This is a genomic window from Streptomyces sp. NPDC054932 (genome assembly GCF_053610205.1).
Window position 1 is genome coordinate 34,276 of the sequence record NZ_JBSGXU010000027.1, and the last position, 21,302, is coordinate 55,577.

Below are 21,302 nucleotides of genomic sequence, written 5' to 3' on the forward strand. Positions count from 1 at the left end.
GCAGGCGCGACCCGACGTCACCCGGTCCACTGGCTAGACGTTCGGACCCGGCTTCCACTCCCGGGCGAGCAGTCCGAGCAGTACGTCGTCGAGGAACCGGCCCATCACCCAGGCCGAGGAGCGCAGCACGCCCTCGCGGACGAAGCCGTTGCGCTCAGCCGCGCGCAGCATCGCGGCGTTGTCCGACAGCGTCTCGATCGCCAGCCGTTGCAGGCCGCGCACGGTGAAGCCGTAGTGGCACAGGGCCGCGACCACGTCGGTGCCGTAGCCCTTGCCGCGACAGGACGGTCGCAGCCCCAGTCCGATGTGGGCGGACCGGTTGTGGTTGTCGATGCCCCACAGGGTCGCGGTGCCGACCAGTGTGCCGCCCTCCAGCTCCACCACGGAGAACGAGACGTGCCCCTGCTCCTTGTCGTCCACCACGAGCCGCGATTCCTTCGAGCCGGGCGTGACCGGTCGCCACGGCCGGAGTTCGGACCGCGAGTAGTTGGCGACGTCGTCGTAGAGCTCGGTCTGCAGGATCGGGATGTCTTCCTCGTGCCGGGCCCTGAGCCCGACCTTGCTGCCTCTTAGCATGCGAGGTTCCTACCGGGCCGGGCTGAGCGGCGGCAAACCAATTAGCGGTCGTCGCAGGGCGGCGGAGCGGTCCCCGGTTCGGTGGTCGCGGCACACCTCTCACCCCGCATTGACGACTCCGAACGGTATGTGAACGCTGGGGGTGGCCGGCGCGGTGCCGTTCAGGTGGGAGACCTGGTCGTCGAAGAAGATGTGCGGATCCAGTGCACGCATCACGGCAGCCTTGTCGATGCCGCCGAGGAAGAAGGCGTCGTCGACCCGCAGGCCCCACTGGTTGAGGCTCAGCACGGCACGCTCATGCGAGGGGGCGTCCCTCGCCGTGACCAGGGACACCCGCAGACGGGGCCGGTACCCGGAATTCCTGCGGCGTTCCTCCTCCTCGCGGCGCTGGATGCGGTTGATGCCGGCGAGGAACTCGCTCAGCGGTCCCGGATCGTGAGGGGTGGTCGCATGGCGGACCTCGTGCGCCCGGAACTCGTCCAGGCCGGCGCTCTGGAAGATCCGCTCGGCGGAGTCGTCCGCCACCACTCCGTCGAAGTCGAAGGCGATGCGGAGTTCGGGGTCGGCCTCGTCGTCGACCCGCGCCGTCTCGAGCACGTGTCCCGCCGGCAACCCGGCTGCCACCGCCTCGCGGACGTCCGCCTCGTTGGCCGACAGGAACAACGACATGTTCAGCGCCGGCATGAACCGGTGGGGCGAACGGCCCTGCCGGAAGACGGCCCGGCTGATGGGCAGGCCGTGCGCTGTGATCGAACGCATCACCCGCAGGCCGGTGTCCGGGTTGTTCCGCGACAGGATGATGACCTCGACCAACGGATCGGACGGATCCGCGAGGTCGTTCAGCGACAGCAGGCGCCGGACGAAGGGGAAGGCCACCCCCTTGGCCAAGGCATCGTCCACATGGGCCTCTTGGTGGTTCCGGTAGGCGTCCTCCCCCCGCTCCCGGAAGACCGCGTCGCAGTCGGTGAGATCGAACAGGGCGCTGGAGGCGATCCCCACCACCAGGCGACCCGACAGGTCGTACTTCATGACGCCCCCCGCCGACGTGCGTGCACCACTGGATGCGATTCTTCCCTGGCCGTTGGCGCCGCAAGCCGGACGGGAGGCGGCGGAGGGCGTGGCCGCCAGGAGGGCCAAACCGCGCGGTCGTCCCTCCTAGAGGGGCGGGCCGGCTTCCGCAACCGGCTGGAGTTCCCGTTCTGCGACCGCCCGGAACGGGTTCGCCGGGCGGCCGGTGAGGCGCCGGACGGTGTCGGTGGTGCGGTCCTCGGCTCCCTCGGCGATGGCGCGGTCCATGGAGGCCAGCATGGCGGCGAACTCCGGCGGTATCACCGCGGCCAGACGGTCGCACATCTCCTCGTGGGTCAGGTGGTGGTGCACCACGGCGCGGCCGGTGACCCGGGTGACGATCGCGGCGACGTCGTCGTGGCTGAGTGCCTCCGGCCCGGTCAGCACCAGGTCCGTGTTGGGTGCCCGGTCGTCCGTCAGGGCGTGTACGGCGACGGCGGCGATGTCGTCGGCGTCGACGAATCCCACCCGGCCGGTCCCGGCCGCCGTCCGGATGGCCCCTTCGGTACGGATGCTGTCGGCGTGCGCGTGCGTACCGGTGAAGTTCTGCATGAACCAGGACGGCCGCAGGACCGCCCACTGGTCGAACAGGCCGGGCAGGGCCCGGTGCACCACCCCCACCGCCGGGCCGCCCTCGGGAATGGCGGAGGAGCTGAGGAGCACGGCGCGACGTACGCCGGCGGCACGGGCCTGCCGGAGGAAGGGCAGCATGACCGCGGAGGGGTCCGGGTCGCCGATCGGCGGGACCAGGTAGACGCGGTCGACTCCGTCGAGAGCAGCGCCGAAGGTGGTGGGGTCGTACCAGTCGAAGCGCACCGGTTCCGCACCGTGGAGCGGGGTGGCCCGGCGGCCGGCGGCCCTGACGCGGTGGCCGGCGGCGATCAGCTGTGCGGTGGTCCGGCTGCCGGTGGTGCCGGTGGCGCCGATGACCAGGACGGTTCCGGTGAGGGTCATCGGGCGCCGCTCCCCGCGAAGTCCATCCCGGGCGCCTGGACGGCGAGGGGGTTCCAGTAGTCACGGTAGGAGGTGAAGCGTCCGTCCTGGACGGTCACGACGGCGATGTAGGTCATGTCGAAAGGGCTGCCCGTCGCGACCAGGCGGCCCACTCCGCGCATCTCGACCACGATGGTTCCCGGGTCGGTGCTCTCGTGGATCCGCACGTCGGGGAAGTCGTGCAGGTCGATGTGGTCGGGGTAGTCGCGCATGTAGGCGGCGACGGCCTGCCGTCCCGCCAGTCGTCGTGGCCAACCCGGGGGAGCGAAGGGGAATTCCATCACGCCGTCATCGGCCCACAGGCCGACCCAGCCGGGTATGTCCTTGGCCAGGAGCAGGCGCAGGCTGTGGCGGTACAGCTCCGCCGGTGAGGTGGTTGCGGGCATGAGGCACTCCGTCCCGTACGATACGGACCAGCGGTCCGTTTCTTCCGTCGTGAACGATACGGACCGCCGGTCCGTATCGCAACCGGAGGATTCCGATGCCCGAACGCAGCCCCCGCAAGGACGCGACCCGCAACCGGGCGGCCGTCTTCGCTGCCGCCGACGCCCTCTTCGCCGACTGTCGGAGCCCCGAGGACGTGACCATGGCCGACATCGCGGCGGCGGCCGGTGTCGGCAAGGGGACGCTCTTTCGTGCATTCGGCGACCGCACCGGGCTGATCGGTGCGCTGTACGAGGCGCGGCTCGAACCGATCAGGGCCGCAGTCGAGGACGGTCCGCCGCCGCTGGGCCCCGCCACCCCGCCGCTCCGGCGTGTACCCGCCCTGCTGGATGCCGTCCTGTGCTTCAAGCTCGACAACCGCCACCTCGCCCTGGCCCTGGAGGGAACGGGTGCGGACAGTCCCTACCGGACCGCGCACTACGAGCGGTGGCACGCCCTGCTCCGGGACCTGCTGGAGCAGATCCCGGGCCCGGCCGACACCGGCTTCACCGCCCACGCCCTGCTTGCCGCCACCCGGGCCGACCTCGTCGCCCACCTGGCCGGCGACAGGGGCGTGCCCCGTGAGGAACTGCGCCTGCAGCTTGCGGAGTTCACCGCCGGCATCCTCGACACCCGCACCCGGCGGGGGCCGGCCGGCGGGCGCTGATATCGCCTGGACATCGGAATCGTTAGCTGCCATATTATGTGCATGACGAGGAACGGGGTCGACGGCGAGGTGCCCACGCTCGACCAGGCGCGGCAGCAGGTCGAGCACTACGGCCTGCAGGCCGATCCGCAGGCGGTACTGGTCGCGGTGCGGCTGATCTCCGCCGGCGCGAGGGTGGGGCGGGCGGCCGAGGCGCACTTCGCCCGGTTCGGCCTGTCGACGGGACGCTACCGTCTGCTCGCCGACCTCGAAGCCCATGGCGGGGAGAAGTCCCCCTCGCGCCTTGCGGCCGACCTCGACGTCTCCAGGGCCACGATCACCGGCCTGCTGGACGGCCTTGAGCGCGAGGGTCTGATCGCCCGGCGCCCGTCCGCCGAGGACGGCCGCGGCACGGTGGCCATCCTGACGGCGCGCGGTGCGCAGCGCCTGCGCGACATGGCGCCCGAGCATTTCGGGCGGCTGGAGGCGATGGTGGGCGGGCTCTCCGTCGAGGAGCGCGCGGTGTTCCTCGATCTGCTCGCCCGCGTGGTGCGCGGCAGTGCGGCTCTGGCCGCCGACGACTGATCCGACTCCCGGCCGGTTCGGCCCCGCCCTTCGGGCAGGGCCTTTTTCGCGGCCTGATAGTTAGCCAGCTAATTACATTGGCGGGGTGGGTCCGCGAACCATCCCGCGACAACCCTTCGCCCACCTCGCGCGAACGAGAAAGAGGCCGCCATGCCCGCAACGAAGGACAGAACCGACCGACGCCGGGCCACCCCCCGTCCGTTCGTCCTGTGGCGCGAGGTGCTGACCGCCTACGCCGCCCCCGCACTGATGGCCGGCACCGCCGGAGTCGTCACCGGCCGACGGGACCTGGCCGTGGCCGCCTGCACCTCCATCGCCGGCACCTCCGCCCTGGTCGCGCTGCTGGTCGGCGCCCGACTGCGGCGCATCGGGCAGCCCCGGCCGGGGGCCACCGCCGTACCGGGTGCCGCCACGATCGTCCTACTGGTCATCGCCGTCACCGGTGCGGCCGCCGTGCTGGGGTGGTTCGCCGCACAGTGGCTGCCCGCCCACACCGCCATACCCGCCACTGCCCGACTGGAGCGCCTGCGCGTCGACCTGCCGGTCTCCGCGGCCCTCGCCACCACCATCGTCGCCCTGCGCCGGCGCAGCACCACCGTGGCACCGCGGGCATAAGCCCGTGCCCATGCCCCGCCGTGCCCGCACCGGAGCCGTCACCAGCCAACCCACCAGGAATGAGGACACCCGATGATCGTCGTCATGGGAGCAACCGGAGCAACCGGAAATGCCCTGCTCCACAGCCTCCTCGCACTCGGCGCACCCGTCCGCGCACTGACCCGTACCCCGAACCGGCCGATCCCCGGCGTCACCGGCGCGCCCCGCCCCGCCCTTCAGGTCCGGTACGCCGACGCCGCAGATCCCCACTCGCTGCGCACCGCCTTCGAGGGCGCGCGTCAGCTCTTCCTCGCCATGGCCAACAGCCCCGCCCAGGTCGAACTCGAAACCCGCGTCATCGACATGGCCGCCCGCACCGGCGTGGAACACATCGTCAAGATCTCCGCGCCCGCCGCGGAACCCGACTCGCCGGTCGCCATATCCCGTGGACACCACGCGGTGGAGGAGCACTTGCGCGCACGCGGGATGAAGCACACCGTCCTGTACCCCTACGCGTTCATGCAGAACCTCCTGCGCCTGGCCCCGAGCGTCGCCCAGGGCGTCGTCCTCGGCGCGATGGATGAGGCACCCTGCAACTACATCGACTGCCGGGACATCGGCGATGTCGCCGCCGCCGCGCTCACCAGGCCCGACATCGCCGGCGGCCGCTACGTCCTCACCGGACCGGAGACCGTCTCCCATCCCGAACTCGCCCTCCGGCTCGGCGCCTTGACCGGTCATCGGATCCGCTACGTGGACCTCACCCCGGACGAGCTGCGCGACCACCTCATCCACCGTGCCCGGATGCCCGCCTGGCTCGCCGGCCACGTGACGGAGATCCAGCAACTCGCCGTCGCCCGACCCGAAGCCCCCACGGACACCGTCGCCGACATCCTCGGCCGCGGGCCCCGTACCCTCGACGCCTTTCTCCACGAACACCGCGACCACTTCCGCCAGTAGGGCGGCAGCCCGCCCGCCGACCCGGACATCAGGCCGGGTGATGCCGCCCGTAGAGACTGTGCAGGTGCGCAGGGCGTACGCCGTCGGCGACCACTCGATCGAGTGGCCGCCGACGACGAGGGCGGTGGAGCCACCCCGTTCTCACGCGCCGCCGGCCGCCGGAGCGTACGGGCCCGCGGCGACGGGCTGGGGCACTGCCCCGAGGCGCTCCTGTTCGAAGGACCGGAGCAGGTCTGCCGCCACGCTCACCGCGATCGTGGCGGGTTCCTTGCCGGTGATCCCGGCGATTCCGATCGGGGTCCTGATCCGGTCGATGGCGGCGTCGTCGTGACCGCCCTCGACGGCCAGGCGTTGCCGGAACCGCGCCCATTTCGCGGACGAGCCGATCAGACCGATCGGGCCGAGACCCGCGGTGCGCAGGGCGGCGTCGCACAGTGCCGCGTCCTCGGCGTGATCGTGGGTCATGATCAGGACGTGGGTGCCCGCCGGCAGCTCCGCGAGCACCTCCTCCGGAAGCAGCGGCGTGTGGCGCACATGGATCTGCGCCACCGCGTCCGCGAGCACGCCGAGCCGTCCGTCGGTGAGTACGTCGGGGCGGGTGTCGACCAGGTACAGATCGAGGTCGTGGCGGGCCAGGATGCGTGCCAGTTCCAGCCCGACGTGCCCGACGCCGAAGACGGCCACCGCGTGCACCACCGGCAGCGGTTCGAGCAGTACGGTGACGGCTCCGCCGCAGCACTGCACGCCGTGCCGGCCGGTGACCTTGTCGTTGAGGGCGAACTCCATCAGCTCCGGCTCCGGATCGGCCGTGCCGGTCAGCTCGCGCGCCCGGTCGATGGCGACGGCCTCGATGTTGCCGCCGCCGATCGAACCCCACGTCTCGGTCCGTCCCACGACGAGCTTGGCACCGGCCCGGCGGGGCGCATGGCCGCGCACGTTCGCGACGGTCACGAGCACGCCGGGTTCCCGGCGGGCCCGCAACCGCGCGACCGCGGCCACCCATGTCATGTCAGGCATTGCTCAATGCACTTGCTTCGGCGGAGACCCCGCTGCCGCCCCTGCGGGCCGCTTCGATCGCCCAGTACACCGCTTCCGGAGTCGCCGGGGAGGCGAGTTCCACGCCGACACCGCCGGGCCCGAACTCCGCGGCGGCCTGCCGCAGCGCTTCCCGTACCGAGAAGGCCAGCATCAGCGGAGGCTCGCCGACCGCCTTGGACCCGTAGACCGCACCCTCCTCGGTGGCGTTCTCCATCAGCCTGACATTGAACTCCTCGGGCATCTCCGAGAAGCTCGGCAGCTTGTACGTGCTCGCCGCCTGGGTCAGCAGCCGGCCGCGGTGCGGCCCGTCGCCGGCGTCCCACCGCAGGTCCTCGAGCGTCAGCCAGCCCGCGCCCTGTACGAAACCGCCCTCGACCTGACCGATGTCGATCAACGGGGAGAGGCTGTCGCCCACATCGTGCACGATGTCCACCCGCCGGATCCGGTACGCACCGGTGAAGCCGTCCACCTCCACCTCGGCCGCGGCGGCGCCGTAGGAGAAGTACTTGAACGGGGAGCCGTGGAAGGCCTTCGCGTCCCAGTGCAGCCCCTCGGTCCGGTAGAAACCGGCCGCCGACAACTGGACCCGCTGGAAGTACGCCGTGCGCACCAGATCGTCCCAGGCCAGCTCCTTGTCGTTGCCGAGGACGCGCGCGACGCCCTCGACGATGCGCACGTCCGCGGCGTTCGCACCCAGCTGGGTGCCGGCCACCTGCAACAGCCGCTCGCGGATCTGCTCGCAGGCGTTCTTCACCGCCGCGCCGTTGAGGTCCGCCCCGGCGCTGGCGGCGGTGGCAGAGGTGTTGGGCACCTTGTCCGTACGCGTCGGGGCCAGCCGCACCTTGTGCAACGGAATGCCCAGCGTGGTCGCCGCCACCTGCAGCATCTTGGTGTGCAGGCCCTGTCCCATCTCGGTGCCGCCGTGGTTGATCAGGACCGAGCCGTCCTTGTAGACGAGCACCAGCGCACCGGCCTGGTTGAAGGCGGTGAGGTTGAACGAGATGCCGAACTTGATCCCGGTGATGGCGAGCGCCCGCTTGGTGTGCGGGTGCGCGGTGTTGAAGGCCGCGATCTCGGTCCGGCGATCGGCGAAGCCCGCGTCGTCCTGCACCTGCCGCCAGACGGCGGAGATCCGTTCGGGGTGGAGGACCGGCTGTCCGTACGGGGTCGACTGGCCCTGCCGGTAGAAGTTGCGCTCCCGCAGCTCCACCGGGTCCAGGCCGAGCAGCGGCGCGCACCGGCCCAGGATGTCCTCGATCACCAGCATGCCCTGCGGTCCGCCGAAGCCGCGGAAGGCGGTGTTGGAGACCTTGTTGGTCCTGGCGATGCGGCCGGTGACGCGCGCGTTGGGGATCCAGTAGGTGTTGTCGATGTGGCACAGCGCGCGGGCCACCACCGGCTCGGACAGGTCCAGGCTCCAGCCGCCGTCCGCGGTCAGGGTGGCGTCCAGGGCCTGGATACGGCCCTCCGCGTCGAAGCCGATCCTCCAGGAGGCGTGGAAGCCGTGGCGCTTGCCGGACATGGTCAGGTCCTGGGTCCGGTTGAGCCGCACCCGCACCGGGCGGCCGGTCAGCCGGGCGCCGAGCGCGGCGACGGCCGCGAACCCGTGCGGCTGCATCTCCTTGCCGCCGAATCCGCCACCCATCCGCAGGCACTGCACGGTCACCTCGTGGCTGTGCAGGCCGAGCACGTGCGCGACGATCTCCTGCGTCTCCGAGGGATGCTGGGTGCTGCTCTGGACGAACATCTGCCCGTTCTCGTCGACGTGGGCCAGCGCCGCGTGCGTCTCGAGATAGAAGTGCTCCTGGTCGGAGAACTGGAACCCGCCGGTGAACACGTGCGCGGAGTCGCCGAAGCCGGCATCGACGTCGCCGGTCAGCAGCACGGGCCGGGCGCCGTGGAAACTGTCCGCCGCGATCGCTTCCCCCAGGGTGATCACGGAGGGCTTCTCGTCGAGTTCCACCTCGACGGCCGCCGCACCGAGACGGGCCGCCTCCAGGGTCTCGGCGAGCACCCAGGCGACCGCGTGGCCGTGAAACATGACCTCGTCGGGGAACAGCGGTTCGTCGTGCTTCATCCCGGCATCGTTGACACCGGGTACGTCGGCACCGGTCAGTACGCGGACCACGCCCGGCACGGAGAGTGCGGGACCGGTGCGCAGCGCGGTGATCCTGCCGTGGGCCTTCATCACCTGGACCGGGTGGGCGTGCAGGACGTCCTTGGTGCGGTGGACCAGGTCGTCGGTGTAGAGCGCGGCGCCGGTGACGTGCAGGGTGGCACTCTCGTGCGGCATGGAGACGCCGACGACCGGCTTCTCGGGGCGCTCGGACAGATGACTCATGACGACACCGCCTCGGTGGTTCGCGCGTACAGCTTCAGCAGGCTCTGGCCGAGCATCGCGGAGCGATAGCCGGCGCTGGCGCGGTGATCGTCCATCGGCGTGCCCTGGGCCTGCAGCACCCGGGCCGCGGCCTCGACGGTCTCCGCCGCCCACGGCCTGCCCTCCAGGGCCGCCTCGGTGGCGAGGGCTCGGAGCGGGGTGGCTGCCACACCGCCCAGGCCGATGCGTGCCTTTCGGACGATCCCGCTTCCGTCCTCGATGTCGAGAGCGAAGGCGACCGCCACGCTGGAGATGTCGTCGAAGCGCCGTTTGGCGATCTTGTGGAAGGCCGCGACGGGCGACAGCGGCAGCGGGACGCGCACCGCGCGGATCAGCTCGCCCGGACGGCGCACGCTCTGCCGGTAGCCGGTGAAGTAGTCGCAGAGGGGGACCTCGCGCTGACCTTCGGAGCCGGCGAGCACCACCGACGCCTCCAGCGCGAGCAGTACCGGCGGACTGTCACCGATGGGCGAGCCGGTACCGAGGTTGCCGCCGAGCGTCGCACCGTTGCGGATGAGCCGGGACGCGAACTGCGGGAACAGCTCGGCGAGCAGCGGGACGCTGCCGTCGAGGCGGCGTTCGATCTCCGTGAGCGTCAGCGCCGCCCCGATCTCGATGTGGTCGGACTCCACCCGCAGCTCCCGCAGTTCGGGCAGCCGGTCGACCGCGACCACGCAATCGGCCCGGCGGGAGCGGATGTTCACCTCCACGCCCCAGTCGGTGCTGCCGGCGACCACCACCGCGTCGGACCGCTCGCGCAGCAGCCGCAGCGCTTCGGCGAGGGTGCCCGGCCGCAGGAACGTGCTGCCGTCCCGGGTGTATGCGGTGGCGACCGGCTCGGGCGGGGACTGCTCGCGCCGCTGCGCCAGGGCGTCGTCCTCGGCGGGCGCACCGACGGCGAACGCGGCATCGCGGATCGGGCGGTAACCGGTGCAACGGCACAGGTTTCCGCTCAGTGCGTGCAGATCGAAGCCGTTCGGACCGTGCTCGGCGTCGCCGCCCCCGGCCGCGTCCGGGGCCGAGTCCGAGTCAGCCTTCGCGTGTGCGCAGCGGTCGGACCGGTAGTACTCGGCGGCCATGCTGCAGATGAATCCCGGTGTGCAGTAACCGCATTGGGAGCCGCCGCGGACGGCCATCTCCTCCTGTACGGGGTGCAGTGCGGTCGGCGTACCGGATGCGTCGACGGTGGCGAGACCTTCGGAGGTGACGACCTCCTGACCGTCGAGCGCCGCGACCGGGACCAGGCAGGCGTTGACCGCCACCCAGTCGGTGGGCTTGTCCACCCCGGGACGGGCCACCAGCACCGAACACGCGCCGCATTCACCCTCGGCGCAGCCCTCCTTGGTACCGGTGAGGCCGCGCTCGCGCAGGAAATCCAGCACCGTGGTGTGGGGTGCGGCCGGTGAAATCGGTGTTTCTTTCCCATTGACCGTGATTCGCGCCGCTACCATGGCACGTCCTCATTTCGGCGCGCGGTCGATCTGACTGTCCTAGTCGCCATTTCAGGAGCTTTCTATTTCGGTGGCGCAGCTCGAGAACCCAGAGCGCAATAAATCGGCACGCAACGACGTACCGTAAACGGTGAAAGAGTTGGAAAGGTGCCGCGGCCGCAATCGGGCACGCCGGCAAGGGGGCTGCTCAGCAGCCGTGCGCTACCCGACCCGGAGCCCAGGCGATCTGGTGTGCGAGGCGAAGCAGCCCGGAGATGGTCGACATCCGGCTTCGCCTCCTTCCAGCAGCTCACGAGTAGGTGCGGTCGAAGTTACGTCGCCGCAGGTTCATCGGTCAAGCGGATGTGGGTGGATTCCACGAAGGAAGCCCCCACCGTGCGGCCGCCTCCCGTACGGGAATCCAGTGGGGCTCCGCGGATCCCGTGCCGCCTTCACCGCCCGGGGCGGGCCTCCCCTTCGGAGCTCCCCGTTTCCAGGTGCAGGTGGCCGAAGACGACGTCCCGGATCCGCTCCACCGCCTCCGGCACGATGCGGACCAGTGCCGGAAGGGCGTGGTGCCAGCCGCCGTCCGAGAGGACCTCCGCCACGAGTCCGCGCGCCCGCTCCACGGCCCCGGGAGCGGCCGGGGGCCACTGTGACACGGCGACCGAGCGCAGCATCTCGGTGAAGGCGGTGTCCTCATTCCACGACGTCAGATGCCCGTTCTCCGGGGCTCCCACGAGGTACCCGGCGACCGCCGCGTACGCCTCCGCCCTGTCACCGGGGACGTTGTGGCTCGCCGCGACCCGCCGTGAGGCGTCGTGCTCCCCGAGCACTTCGTACCCGAGGGCGATGCCCGCCGTCGGGAGCACCCATGGAGGCACGTTCCGATTGTTGCGCTCCCACGCCTCCAGAATCCGGAGGGCGTTCTGCTGCTCGTTCCTGCCCTCCAGGACGATCACCATGAGCAGATCCTGCCAGTCCAAGCCCTCTCCTCCTGGCGCCCGTCGGAGGGACCATGCCTCGTCGAAGGCCTGCTGGAGCCTCGCCCTGCACGCACCGTCCGCATCCCGGATCGCCGCGATCATGTTTCCGAGTGCGGGGATGCGGCCCCTGGCCTCGGACTGCGAGGCGGCCTGCGCCATGAGGCGTGCTCGTTCCGCGTCGATGAGTTCCGCCGCCAGCACGGGATCGTGCCGGCGCAACCCCGCTGCCACGAGAACGGTCGCACGCCGCCTTCCGGAGCTTTCCGGCCCGCCCAGCTCCGCGGTCAGCTCCAGAGCACGTGCGCCGTCCCCCGCACACGCCAGGGCATGGGCAGCCGCCCTTTTGGCATGTCCCACGGTCCAGTTGGAAGCGATGTGCTTGAGGCCGGAGCCGTCCTTCTCGGGGGTCGCCCGGATCAGGGCCGCGGCCTCGTGTGCCAGGGGGCGCGCGAGCGTGAGGTTCCCGGAGTCGGCCAGGGCGACGGCCACGGCTGCGAGGGCCCGCGCCCGTTCGGCAGGGGTACGCAGACTCCGCGCGAGCCGTGCTCCGTCGGAGGGCAGGCCCACTGCGGCGAGCGCAGCGGACAGCATCACCAGTTTCGTCTCGGAGATGCCGCCATGGCGGGTCAGGAGAAAGGCCTCCAGTGCCTCGTCCAGTCGGCGCAGAGCCTCACCCGGCTCCCCCCGCTCCGTGAGTCGACAGGCCTCCCTGGCCAGCGCCTCCGGACGCGTCGTCCCCACTCCTCGCGGTACCCCCTCGATCGCGGCCCGCGCGCCGGCGAGCAGGTCGAAACCGAACCAGCCCGTCGCCAGGCCGTCGGGCACGGCTTCGACGAGCCGCTTGGCGTCGTCCACCGCGCCGGTGGCCATCAGGGCGTACGCCACGTCCGTCAGCATCAGTTCGGGGTAGGCGTTCGATCCGGCCGTGTCCGCCTGCGAGCCGAGTGCCGACCTCAGCGTCCGGCCGGCCTGCCGGGCCAGACCCGCCGCCTCGTCCGGGCGTACGCCGACCAGCGCCAGGGCGGCGTTCGCCCACACGGCGACCGACTCCGGACCGGCCGGAGCGGTGCGGGCGCAGTCGCTGATGCGCGCGTGGAACCTGGCTGCTCGTGCGGAGCCGGGTGCTCCCGCGGCCCTGGCGATGGCCGACCACGCTGCAACGAGGGTGGCGGGCTCCGCGTCCCGGTCGGTCCGCAGCTCCTCGGCGAGGCTCTCGGCGCGGTCGAGGAGTTCCTCGGCCAGCTCCGGGTTCCGGGGACGGGCAGCCGCGGCTGCCTCCGCCGTCGTCGTGCACGGGAACGCGCCGTCATCGAGCACGGCGTAGGGCTGGAGAGTACCGAGCAGGTCCCGCCCCTGCCGCTCCTGCCCGGTCGCGATCAGCGCCACGGCTGCCTCGGCCGCGGCGAACTCGGCGTCGGACGTGTCGCCGTTCGACGGCGCCGCTTCCTCGCGGGCCCGATCGGCCCAGCGTGCGGCCTCCCGCGCGGTCTCGACGGCGCGTTCGTCATCGACGCCCACCAGCGCACGGGCCACCTTCGCCAGGGCGCATGCCTTGTCCTCCGGGTACGGGGCGGCGAGCGCGAGGTCCGTCGCGCGCCGCCACTGCCCCAGCTTGGCGAACCCCACCGGGATGTCCGACGGGAGCCCCCGGGCGCTGTGCGTGAGCACCTCCCGGCAGACCGCGAGCGCCGCACGGGTCGCGAGGTCGTCCGGGGCGTCCCGTTCCACCAGCCGGGTCGCCTGCTCCACCTCCGACACCGCGGCATCGAGGGATGCGCGGCCCAGCAGGGCCCGCCGGCGGCGCGGATCGAGTACGAGGGCCGTCAGCCGCTCGGTGGCGAAGTCGGCGCCCTCCATGCGCCGGAGCATGCGCGGATAGTCGTACAGCAGGTAGTCAGGCGTCTCGGGGGGCCAGCCCTTGGCCCGGTACTCCTCCGCCCAGCCGTGCAGCCGTGCCTCGTACCCGGTTGCTGCGGCCTTCCCCAGCCGGGCGAGGGCCTCCCGGTGCAACTCCGTGTGGCCGAGCACCCGCGTCCGCGAGCCACCGCCGGTCACTCGTTCCGGTAGGTGATTCCGGTCCCCGTCCCCGGGGAGGAAGCCGCGGCCCGTGACGCCGCGCAGCAGCACGTCCACCTCGTGCGGAATCGTGCCCGCCAGGTGAGCCAGGTTCTCGGCCGTCAGCCCGCCCCGGGAGACCGTCACCAGGCCGAGGACATCACGCCCGACAGGCCCACCGCTCAGCAGTTTGTGCAGCTCCCGCCGGGCCCGGTCACTGACGTTCGAGGCGAAGGGCGACGGGGCCAGGAGCCGGACGATGCCGACCTCGCGCAGGGGGTGGTCCGGACGGACCCCGTCGGGCACCGGCGGATTGGGGCGGCCCGCGACGATCACCCTCATGCCGGCGGGCGGCCTCGTCGGCAGCAGAGCCGCGATGCTCAGGCCGTCGGGGCCGGAGCCCCGGTCCTCGTCGATCCCGTCCACCACCAGAACCAGCCGCGCTCCGCGTCCTCGGCAGGCCTCGGCAGCCTCGGTGAGCAGCAGCAGGAACTCCTCCTCGGCGCGGCCGTTGCCGGGCTGCGTTCCCCGGCCGGCCAGAACCGACAGTTGCCGGTTCACGGTCTGCAGGAAGGAGTCGCGGTCGTTGTTGCCGAGGTGGTCACCGATGAAGCAGCTCACGAAGTCCACGCCCGCCGGGCGGCGGCGCAGCACCAGCTCGGCCATCAGAGCGGACTTGCCCGCCCACGGCCCGGCCTGCCACCACGCGTACCCCGGGGCGTCGTCGGTGTCCGGGGCGGTGCAGAAGTCCTCCAGCTCCTGCAGCTCGCCCTCCCGGTCGCGCAGCCGGGCGGGCAGGACGTACTGCTCGGTCCATGCCGCATGGCTGCGGAACACGCCCTGCGGGTCATCGGGTCCGGCACCGCCCGGGCCGGTGCGGGACCTCGGGGTGCGTACGGGCTGCGCGTCGTCGAGCAGGGTCCGCCAGTAGCGCTCGTCGAGGTCCTCCCCGGCCCAATCACTCCAGACCCGGACGACGGCCATGAGCTGTTCGCTGCTGGAGGTGTCGGGCACCTTCGCCCTGGCCGGGTCCTTGTGCAGCCACTCGCAGATCCGACGGTCGAGCTTGTCCTCCCCGGCGAGACGGGCGGCCTCCCGCCGGGAGGCCGGAGCGCCGCTCTTCCTCCGCGCGGAGGCGGCCCTGGCCTCCAGGGCGCGCAGCGCCTCGTACAGCTCACGAGACCCGTCCGTCCGCACTGCCCGCCCCCGCTCCCGTCGCACACCGGCCTGCCCGCCGCCCGCTGCGGGCAGTGCGGGCACCCCGCTGACCTGCACCGTAGCGGCGGATCTCCCGCACCGCCCGCTCTTTCGGACAACAACCCCTCCAGGCGCGGAATCTGGAACGGACGCCGCGGCCGCAGGGGCCGGGCGAACCCGTAGGGGGATACGAAGATGCCGAAGACAGCGACACGAACCGTTCGCCGCCTGGGCCGCGCCGCACTGTTCAGTCTGGTACGCGGCGCTTGCTACGCCGCTGGGGGCGGGCTGGCCGGCTACGTCATCTGGTGGCTGCAGAACTGACGCCCGCCGAGGTCACAGCCGCCAGTACGTGCCCGCGCGGGAATCGACGTGGACCACGTGCCGGCCGACGCGAACCACGTGGTGGTCCGGACCGGACCAGGAGCCGACGTCGGCGTCGGCGTCGGGCAGGGGGGTCCAGATCTCCAGGAAGGTGCTGCCGTCCGGGTTGGTGCCCCGCTCGACGAGGTTCGCACCCTCCCGGCGGAAGGCGCCGACGTCCTCGCCGGGCTCGCCCGTGAGGTGGTGGAAGCGGACCTGCGAGCCGTCGAAGGACGTCGTACCGGCGAAGCCCCGGCTGTCGGCGTAGTACGAGCCGACCTGCAGCCACACCACTTCGCGGTCCCCCTCCTCGCGAAGGGGGCCGCCGTTGCGGCTGATGCCGCGCCGCAGCCAGGCACCGTGCTCGGGTACCGGGACGCCGGGGCCGCCCGGGGCGTGCCCCGCCGGCCCGGTCTCAGGCCCGGTCATCGGCGGCAGCGTCGTCGTCCACGGCCAGGAGCGTCAGCGGTACGTTGCCGCGCACGGCCTGCGAGTACGGGCAGACCGCGTCCGCCCGGTGCAGCAGGGGCTGGAGGTCCGCGGCCCGCCACCCCGGCAGGCTGACGGTGAGGGCCACCGCGAGGCCGTATCCCGCGGGCGTGTCCGTGGTGCCGAGCTGTACCTCGCAGGCCACGCGCGCGGCGGAGGCGTCCGCCCCGAACTCGGCGGCGACCTCCGCGAGCGCGGAGGTGAAGCAGGCGGCGAAACCGGCCGCGAACAGCTGCTCGGGGTTGGTGGTGCCGGGCACCTTCTTGCGCGGCGGGGCGAGGCGTACGTCCAGGCGCCCGTCGTCCGTGCGGACGGATCCGGTACGGCCGCCCGCGGCGTGCGCGGTCGTCCGGTACAGGCTGCGGGTGAGTGGCACGGTCATGACGTGGGGTCCATCCTGCTCGACGAGGACGCCGCCCGGGTGCGGACAGCGGACGGCGCTGCTCGTGCAGTACCGCGCGCGTCGTCGTGCGTAACCGGGTACGGCGCATCTCGTCCGGGGCCTTGGACCGGCCGCCGGACAATCTAGCAACGGCGGCAGCCTGCCGGGTCCCGGCCCCCGGTGAAGTTCCTCACCCGGCGCCTCACCCGGCGCCTCACCCGGCGCCTCACCCGGCGCCTCACCCGGCGCTTCACCCGGCGCCCGCGCCGGCGTCGGCGCCGGTCCCGTCGCGGTCCGGGGGCGCGGGCCGGTGCCGGCTGCGGTACGCCCCGGGAGGCATGCCCTCCCACCGGGTGAAGGCGCGGACCAGGGCCGTCGCGCCGCTCAGGCCGACGAGGGGGCCGATCCGGTCCAGCGGCAGGGTCGTGGTCTCCAGCAGCAGCCGGGCCCGGCCGTGGCGGGCGGTGTCGAGGAGCGTGCGCCACGACGTGCCCTCCGCGTGCAGGGCCCTGCGCAGCGTCCGGACGCTGAGGTTGAGCTCCCCGGCCGGTCCCTCGGGTCCCGCGTCCTCGAGCGCGGCCCGCTCCAGCCACTGCCGCACGCGCTCGGCCACGGCCACGGTCCCGGCCGCGGACAGCTGGTGCAGGAGCCGGTCGGCGTAGGCCCGGTGCAGGGCGTTGAGCGCCGGATCGTAGAGGGGGCGGCGCCTGTCGAGGTCCTCGTCGGCGACCGTGATCGCGTTTTCCGGGGCGTCGAAGGCGACGGGGCAGCCGAGGACGCGGGCGTAGGGCTCGGGCGAGCCCGCGCGGGGATGGGCGAACGACACGGACAGGGGCGTCCAGTCGTCGCCGGCGATCCAGCGGGCCGCCCGCACCATGCTGCTGACGACCGCCTCCACCTGCTGGGGGTGCATGGCGGCCGGGCCGACGGTCGGCCGGTAGCAGATCCGGCCGAAGCCGCCGCGACCACGGTGCAGGGTCACCGTGCCCGCCTGGCTCACCAGGGGGTGGTAGCGCTCGGCCGCCTGCGCGGCGTCCGCGAGGCTGGCGCAGGTGAGGACGAGATGGCCCAGGATGTGCAGGCCCTCGGGCCGGATGCGCTCGCCGACGAGGAGCCCGGTGTGCGGGCCGGCATCCCGGGCGCCCAGCACCCCGTCCCACAGGGCGCGCATCTCGCCGTACTCGAGCCGGTCCGTGGGCAGGGCCCAGGAACCGGACGGTCCGCCGTTGCCGCCGTTGCCCTCTGCCGCCGCGCTCAGGACGGCGAGGGCGTAGGACGCGGTGACGGAGGGAGGCTCGGCGGGGGACACGGCGGCCAGTCAATGCGGGTGCACCACCCCCGTCAACACCCTCCGCGGGACGGTGGCCGAGAGGGGTGGGTCCGGGGAGTCAACGCCTTGGCCGCCGGAGTCAATGACGGCGCCGCGGGCCGCTCCTAGGGTCGTCCTTCGGACACCGAGGGGATCAGGGGCCCACGGAGTGCCGGGGAAGCGTGCTGCCCTGACCACCACCGCTCAGAGGAGTACGCCGTGATTCTCTTCCTGCTTCCCGCAGGCGACTACGACCCCACCGAGGCGGCGGTGCCCTGGGCCGCACTGCGGGACGCGGGCTTCGAGGTGCGGTTCGCCACTCCCGGCGGGAAGGTCGCGCTCGCCGACCCGAGGCTCACGGACCTCGGTTTCTCCTGGCTGTCGCCGTGGCTGATGACCCGCCGGGCCGAACTGGCCGCCTACCGGCGCCTCACCCAGGACCCGCACTTCCTCGCCCCCTCCTCGTACGAGGAGTACGCGCAGGACGCGGATGCGGACCCGGCCGGGATCACGGGCCTGTTCGTACCCGGCGGCCACGCGGCGGGCATGCGGACGCTGCTCGAGGACGCCACCGCGCAGCGGCTGTTCGCCCGGGTCTTCACCCGGGGGCTGCCGGTGGGCGCCGTCTGCCACGGCGTGCTGCTCGCCGCCCGGGCCACGGACCCCGCCACCGGGCGCTCGGTCCTCCACGGCCGGCGGACGACGGCGCTGACGTCCCTGCTGGAGCTGACCGGATGGAACCTCACCCGGCTCTGGCTGGGGCGCTACTACCGCACGTACCGCACCACCGTGCAGCAGGAGGTCACGGCGGCTCTCGCCGATCCCCGTCACTTCCTCGCGGGTCCGCCGCTGCCCGTCCGCGACACGGCCGCCCGGCCCGGACGAGGCTTCACCGTCAAGGACGGCAACTACGTCTCCGCGCGGTGGCCCGGCGACTGCCACCGCCTGGCGGCGGACTACCTGGCCCTGGTCCGCGCGCACGCGACGGGAGCGGCGCACCGCCCGGGCTGAGCCCGGCCGGCACAGCGCAGGCCCGCACCGCGCTGGCCGGCTCCCGGGGCCGCAGACCATCTCCGCAGTGTCATGAACGCTTCGTGAAAGGGATGGGGATGAATCGACGAAGAGCCTTCGGACGAAGCCGGTACCTCTTGTGCGGCCTGGTCCTCGCGCTGCTCACCCTGGCGCTCGGCCCCACGGCCGCCGGCGCGTCGGCGGGCCCGCAGTGGTGGGAGCCCGTGGCGCGCCCGGCCCCGGACTCGCAGATCAACGTCACGGGAGAGCCGTTCACCGGGACGGACGACCGGGGCCGGGTCCGCGGATACGTCGACGGGCACGTCCACCTGATGTCCAACGAGGGCTTCGGAGGACGCCTGGTCTGCGGAAAGGTCTTCTCCACGGCGGGGGCGGCGGACGCGCTCAAGGACTGCCCCGAGCACTACCCGAACGGCGTCCTCGCCCTCTTCGACATGATCACCAAGGGCGGCGACGGCCGGCACGACCCGAACGGCTGGCCGGCGTTCCGCGACTGGCCGGCCCATGACTCCGCCACCCACCAGCAGACCTACTACGCCTGGGTGGAGCGGGCCTGACGGGGCGGCCAGCGGATCCTGGTGAACGACATGGTCACCAACGGAGTCATCTGCTCGCTCTACTTCTTCAAGGACCGCGGCTGCGACGAGATGACCGCGATCAGGCTCCAGATCCAGAAGACCTACGAACTCCAGGACTACGTCGACGCCATGTACGGCGGCGCGGGCAAGGGCTGGTTCCGGGTCGTCACCGAGCCCGACCAGGCACGCAGGGTGATCGAGGAGGGCAAGCTCGCCGTCGTCCTCGGGGTGGAGACCTCCGAACCGTTCGGCTGCAAGCAGGTGCTGGACGGCGCCCGCTGCACCATGGCCGACATCGACCGCGGCCTGGACGAACTGCACCGCCTGGGCGTGCGCAGCATGTTCCTGTGCCACAAGTTCGACAACGCCCTGTGCGGTGTCCGGTTCGACTCGGGCACCCAGGGCATGGCCATCAACGTCGGCCAGTTCCTGTCGACGGGCACCTTCTGGAGCACGGAGCCCTGCCCCGGCGCCGAACACGACAACCCGATCGGCTTCGGGCTCACCGCCGGACCGGATGCCGAGGCGCAGGCCCGGATCCGCGGAGCCCTGCCGGAAGGAGTCGAACTCCCGCAGTACGGCGCCTCCCTGCAGGCGGCCCAGTGCAACCGCCGCGGCCTGACCGCCCTCGGCGAGTACGCGGTGCTGGGCATGACGAAGCGCAACATGATGCTGGAAATCGACCACATGAGCGTCAAGGCGGCGAACCAGGCGCTGCGCGTGCTCGAGGCCGAGCGCTACTCCGGAGTCCTGTCCACCCACGGCTGGATGGACGAGAACTGGACCGAGCGGGTCTACCGCCTCGGCGGTTTCATCACCGGCCACATGTACGAGGCCCCCGCGTTCGCCGCCGAGGCGCGCGAACACGCCGCCCTGCGCGCCAAGTACGGCGCCGGATACGGCATCGGCACCGACATGAACGGCTTCGCCTGGCTCCCCGGCCCCCGGGCCGCGGCCGGAAATCCCGTCCGCTACCCCTTCCGCAGCCCCGACGGCGGCTCGGTCCTCGACCGGCAGGTCACCGGATCGCGCGTCTGGGACGTCAACACGGACGGCGGCGGTACCCACTACGGCCTCGTGCCGGACTGGATCGAGGACATCCGGGTCACCGGCGGCCAGGACGTGGTGGACGAGCTCATGCAGGGTGCCGAGGGCTATCTGCGCACGTGGGAGCGCACCCGCGGCCACACCACCCCCTACGCACCGCTGGTCCGCGGCTACCGCCCGCACGCCGGGCACCTGGCCTCCTCACGCCCCCTGCCCGCCGGATTCACCCACGAGGCGGTCTGGAAGGTACTGCGGGACCCGGCGCCGGGCACCGTCCGGCTCTACGAGTGCAAGGTGGCGAACCACTCGCTGCTGACGCCCGACCCGGGGTGCGAGGGCCAACAGCCCCTCGGCGCGGTCGGATACGTGTACACCAGGGCGGTGCCCGGCTCGGTACCCCTCTACCGGTGCTACATACCGTCCGTGTTCGACCACTTCATCTCCAACCGCCCCGACTGCGAGGGGCCGTACGTGAGGGAGGGCCTGCTCGGCCACGCCATGCCGGCATCCGCGCCGTAGGGCGCGGAGCAAGGGTGCCCCCCGGCGCGTGCGGCCCGGGGGGCACCCTTGCTCCGGTGTTCCGGCCACGCACAGCGGGTCGCGGGCGAGCAGCCGGTTGCGCACCCCGCAGCACCCACCCCGCCCCCCAGAGGGTGTCTTGGCGGCACCCCGGCTGCGGGCCCGGCCCCCTGCCTGGACTCAGGCCGTGACGTGCCGGGGAGCCCGGACGTAGGACCAGATAGACGTCATCAGCAGGCCCAGCACGACGATCCCGAGGACACCGTGGTACCACTGCCAGCCCGCACCGAGGCCGACGAACCCGTCCGCGATCATGATCACCATGCCTGCGCCGACGCCGACCGACGTGACCGCGAGGGCCGTCAGCATCAGCACGCGCGGCACCCGGCGTCCCACGCCGACCACCGTCGCCATGACGAGTACGGCGCCCAGCAGGCCGTTCGCCGCCGCGAGCCACTGCGCCGTGGTCACGTCCATCATGTCGCGGGCGAAGCTCTCGTAGTCTTCGGCGGATGCCGCTGGACCGCCCGGGAACCCCAGCTTGCCCTGCGCGGCAAAGACGGCCTTGCCGATGCCGTAGCCGAGAAGGAGCACCGCCATTGCACAAGCGGGCCAACGCACTTGACGTCCGGATTCACTTCCCATGCCGTGA

Annotated in this window: 17 protein-coding genes, 1 pseudogene and 1 riboswitch; of the genes and pseudogenes, 6 read left to right on the top strand and 12 right to left on the bottom strand. The window is 72.3% G+C overall.

The genetic code is table 11. From position 1 onward, the window contains the following. Window positions 1–33 precede the first annotated feature (33 nt). From ACWGE1_RS10685 to ACWGE1_RS10700, 4 genes are all read right to left on the bottom strand, one after another. Window positions 34–576 (bottom strand): GNAT family N-acetyltransferase, encoded by a 543-nt coding sequence (locus tag ACWGE1_RS10685; protein ID WP_453420157.1) that lies wholly within the window; start codon window positions 574–576, stop codon window positions 34–36. 99 nt (window positions 577–675) lie between these two features. Continuing rightward, window positions 676–1,605 carry a 5'-nucleotidase gene (locus ACWGE1_RS10690; protein WP_453420158.1) on the bottom strand — a complete coding sequence of 310 codons (930 nt, stop codon included), beginning with the start codon at window positions 1,603–1,605 and terminating at the stop codon, window positions 676–678. Between the two features lie 126 nt (window positions 1,606–1,731). Continuing rightward, a complete protein-coding gene (locus tag ACWGE1_RS10695) occupies window positions 1,732–2,598 on the bottom strand; it encodes an NmrA family NAD(P)-binding protein (RefSeq protein ID WP_453420159.1) in 867 nt (288 codons plus the stop codon). Beyond that, window positions 2,595–3,023, bottom strand: a complete 429-nt coding sequence (locus tag ACWGE1_RS10700; RefSeq protein WP_453420160.1) for a nuclear transport factor 2 family protein — start codon at window positions 3,021–3,023, stop codon at window positions 2,595–2,597. Before ACWGE1_RS10700 ends, ACWGE1_RS10695 begins: the two co-directional genes overlap by 4 nt. Window positions 3,024–3,118: 95 nt before the next feature. Between ACWGE1_RS10700 and ACWGE1_RS10705 the strand changes: the two genes are divergently transcribed. The 4 genes from ACWGE1_RS10705 to ACWGE1_RS10720 all read left to right on the top strand — a co-directional run bounded on the left by ACWGE1_RS10705 (window position 3,119) and on the right by ACWGE1_RS10720 (window position 5,845). Continuing rightward, on the top strand, window positions 3,119–3,727 hold the full coding sequence (locus ACWGE1_RS10705; protein ID WP_453420161.1) for a TetR/AcrR family transcriptional regulator: 609 nt from the start codon (window positions 3,119–3,121) through the stop codon (window positions 3,725–3,727). A gap of 42 nt (window positions 3,728–3,769) precedes the next feature. Next, window positions 3,770–4,291 (top strand): MarR family winged helix-turn-helix transcriptional regulator, encoded by a 522-nt coding sequence (locus ACWGE1_RS10710; RefSeq protein ID WP_453420162.1) that lies wholly within the window; start codon window positions 3,770–3,772, stop codon window positions 4,289–4,291. Window positions 4,292–4,441: 150 nt separating this feature from the next. Next, window positions 4,442–4,906 carry a hypothetical protein gene (locus ACWGE1_RS10715; protein ID WP_453420163.1) on the top strand — a complete coding sequence of 155 codons (465 nt, stop codon included), beginning with the start codon at window positions 4,442–4,444 and terminating at the stop codon, window positions 4,904–4,906. Between the two features lie 84 nt (window positions 4,907–4,990). Next, on the top strand, window positions 4,991–5,845 hold the full coding sequence (locus ACWGE1_RS10720; RefSeq protein ID WP_453420164.1) for an NmrA family NAD(P)-binding protein: 855 nt from the start codon (window positions 4,991–4,993) through the stop codon (window positions 5,843–5,845). Between the two features lie 141 nt (window positions 5,846–5,986). On the opposite strand, the gene xdhC is transcribed toward ACWGE1_RS10720, so the two are convergent. The 7 genes from xdhC to ACWGE1_RS10755 all read right to left on the bottom strand — a co-directional run bounded on the left by xdhC (window position 5,987) and on the right by ACWGE1_RS10755 (window position 17,474). Continuing rightward, entirely contained in the window at window positions 5,987–6,853 is an 867-nt protein-coding gene (xdhC, locus tag ACWGE1_RS10725) for a xanthine dehydrogenase accessory protein XdhC (protein WP_453420182.1), read from the bottom strand. 1 nt (window position 6,854) lies between these two features. Then, window positions 6,855–9,224 (bottom strand): xanthine dehydrogenase molybdopterin binding subunit, encoded by a 2,370-nt coding sequence (gene xdhB / locus ACWGE1_RS10730; RefSeq protein ID WP_453420165.1) that lies wholly within the window; start codon window positions 9,222–9,224, stop codon window positions 6,855–6,857. Beyond that, on the bottom strand, window positions 9,221–10,714 hold the full coding sequence (locus tag ACWGE1_RS10735) for a xanthine dehydrogenase small subunit (protein ID WP_453420166.1): 1,494 nt from the start codon (window positions 10,712–10,714) through the stop codon (window positions 9,221–9,223). Before ACWGE1_RS10735 ends, xdhB begins: the two co-directional genes overlap by 4 nt. A 431-nt stretch (window positions 10,715–11,145) precedes the next feature. After that, window positions 11,146–14,994 carry a hypothetical protein gene (locus tag ACWGE1_RS10740; protein ID WP_453420167.1) on the bottom strand — a complete coding sequence of 1,283 codons (3,849 nt, stop codon included), beginning with the start codon at window positions 14,992–14,994 and terminating at the stop codon, window positions 11,146–11,148. A gap of 273 nt (window positions 14,995–15,267) precedes the next feature. Beyond that, complete coding sequence (locus tag ACWGE1_RS10745; protein ID WP_453420168.1) at window positions 15,268–15,723, bottom strand: hypothetical protein; 456 nt, start codon at window positions 15,721–15,723, stop codon at window positions 15,268–15,270. Continuing rightward, window positions 15,710–16,165 (bottom strand): Ohr family peroxiredoxin, encoded by a 456-nt coding sequence (locus ACWGE1_RS10750; RefSeq protein WP_453420169.1) that lies wholly within the window; start codon window positions 16,163–16,165, stop codon window positions 15,710–15,712. The genes ACWGE1_RS10745 and ACWGE1_RS10750 overlap by 14 nt, the downstream gene beginning before the upstream one ends. A 75-nt stretch (window positions 16,166–16,240) precedes the next feature. Then, a riboswitch (guanidine-III (ykkC-III) riboswitch) is annotated at window positions 16,241–16,303 on the bottom strand. A 112-nt stretch (window positions 16,304–16,415) separates the two neighbouring features. After that, window positions 16,416–17,474: an AraC family transcriptional regulator ligand-binding domain-containing protein gene (locus ACWGE1_RS10755; RefSeq protein WP_453420170.1), complete on the bottom strand. Its 1,059-nt coding sequence runs from the start codon at window positions 17,472–17,474 to the stop codon at window positions 16,416–16,418. Between the two features lie 219 nt (window positions 17,475–17,693). On the opposite strand from ACWGE1_RS10755, the gene ACWGE1_RS10760 reads away from it, so the two are divergent. Continuing rightward, a complete protein-coding gene (locus ACWGE1_RS10760; protein WP_453420171.1) occupies window positions 17,694–18,485 on the top strand; it encodes a type 1 glutamine amidotransferase domain-containing protein in 792 nt (263 codons plus the stop codon). A 92-nt stretch (window positions 18,486–18,577) separates the two neighbouring features. Further along, window positions 18,578–20,272, top strand: a pseudogene (locus tag ACWGE1_RS10765) (discoidin domain-containing protein); the annotation flags it as partial. A 558-nt stretch (window positions 20,273–20,830) separates the two neighbouring features. On the opposite strand, the gene ACWGE1_RS10770 reads toward ACWGE1_RS10765, so the two are convergent. Further along, entirely contained in the window at window positions 20,831–21,250 is a 420-nt protein-coding gene (locus tag ACWGE1_RS10770; RefSeq protein ID WP_453420172.1) for a hypothetical protein, read from the bottom strand. Window positions 21,251–21,302: the final 52 nt, after the last annotated feature.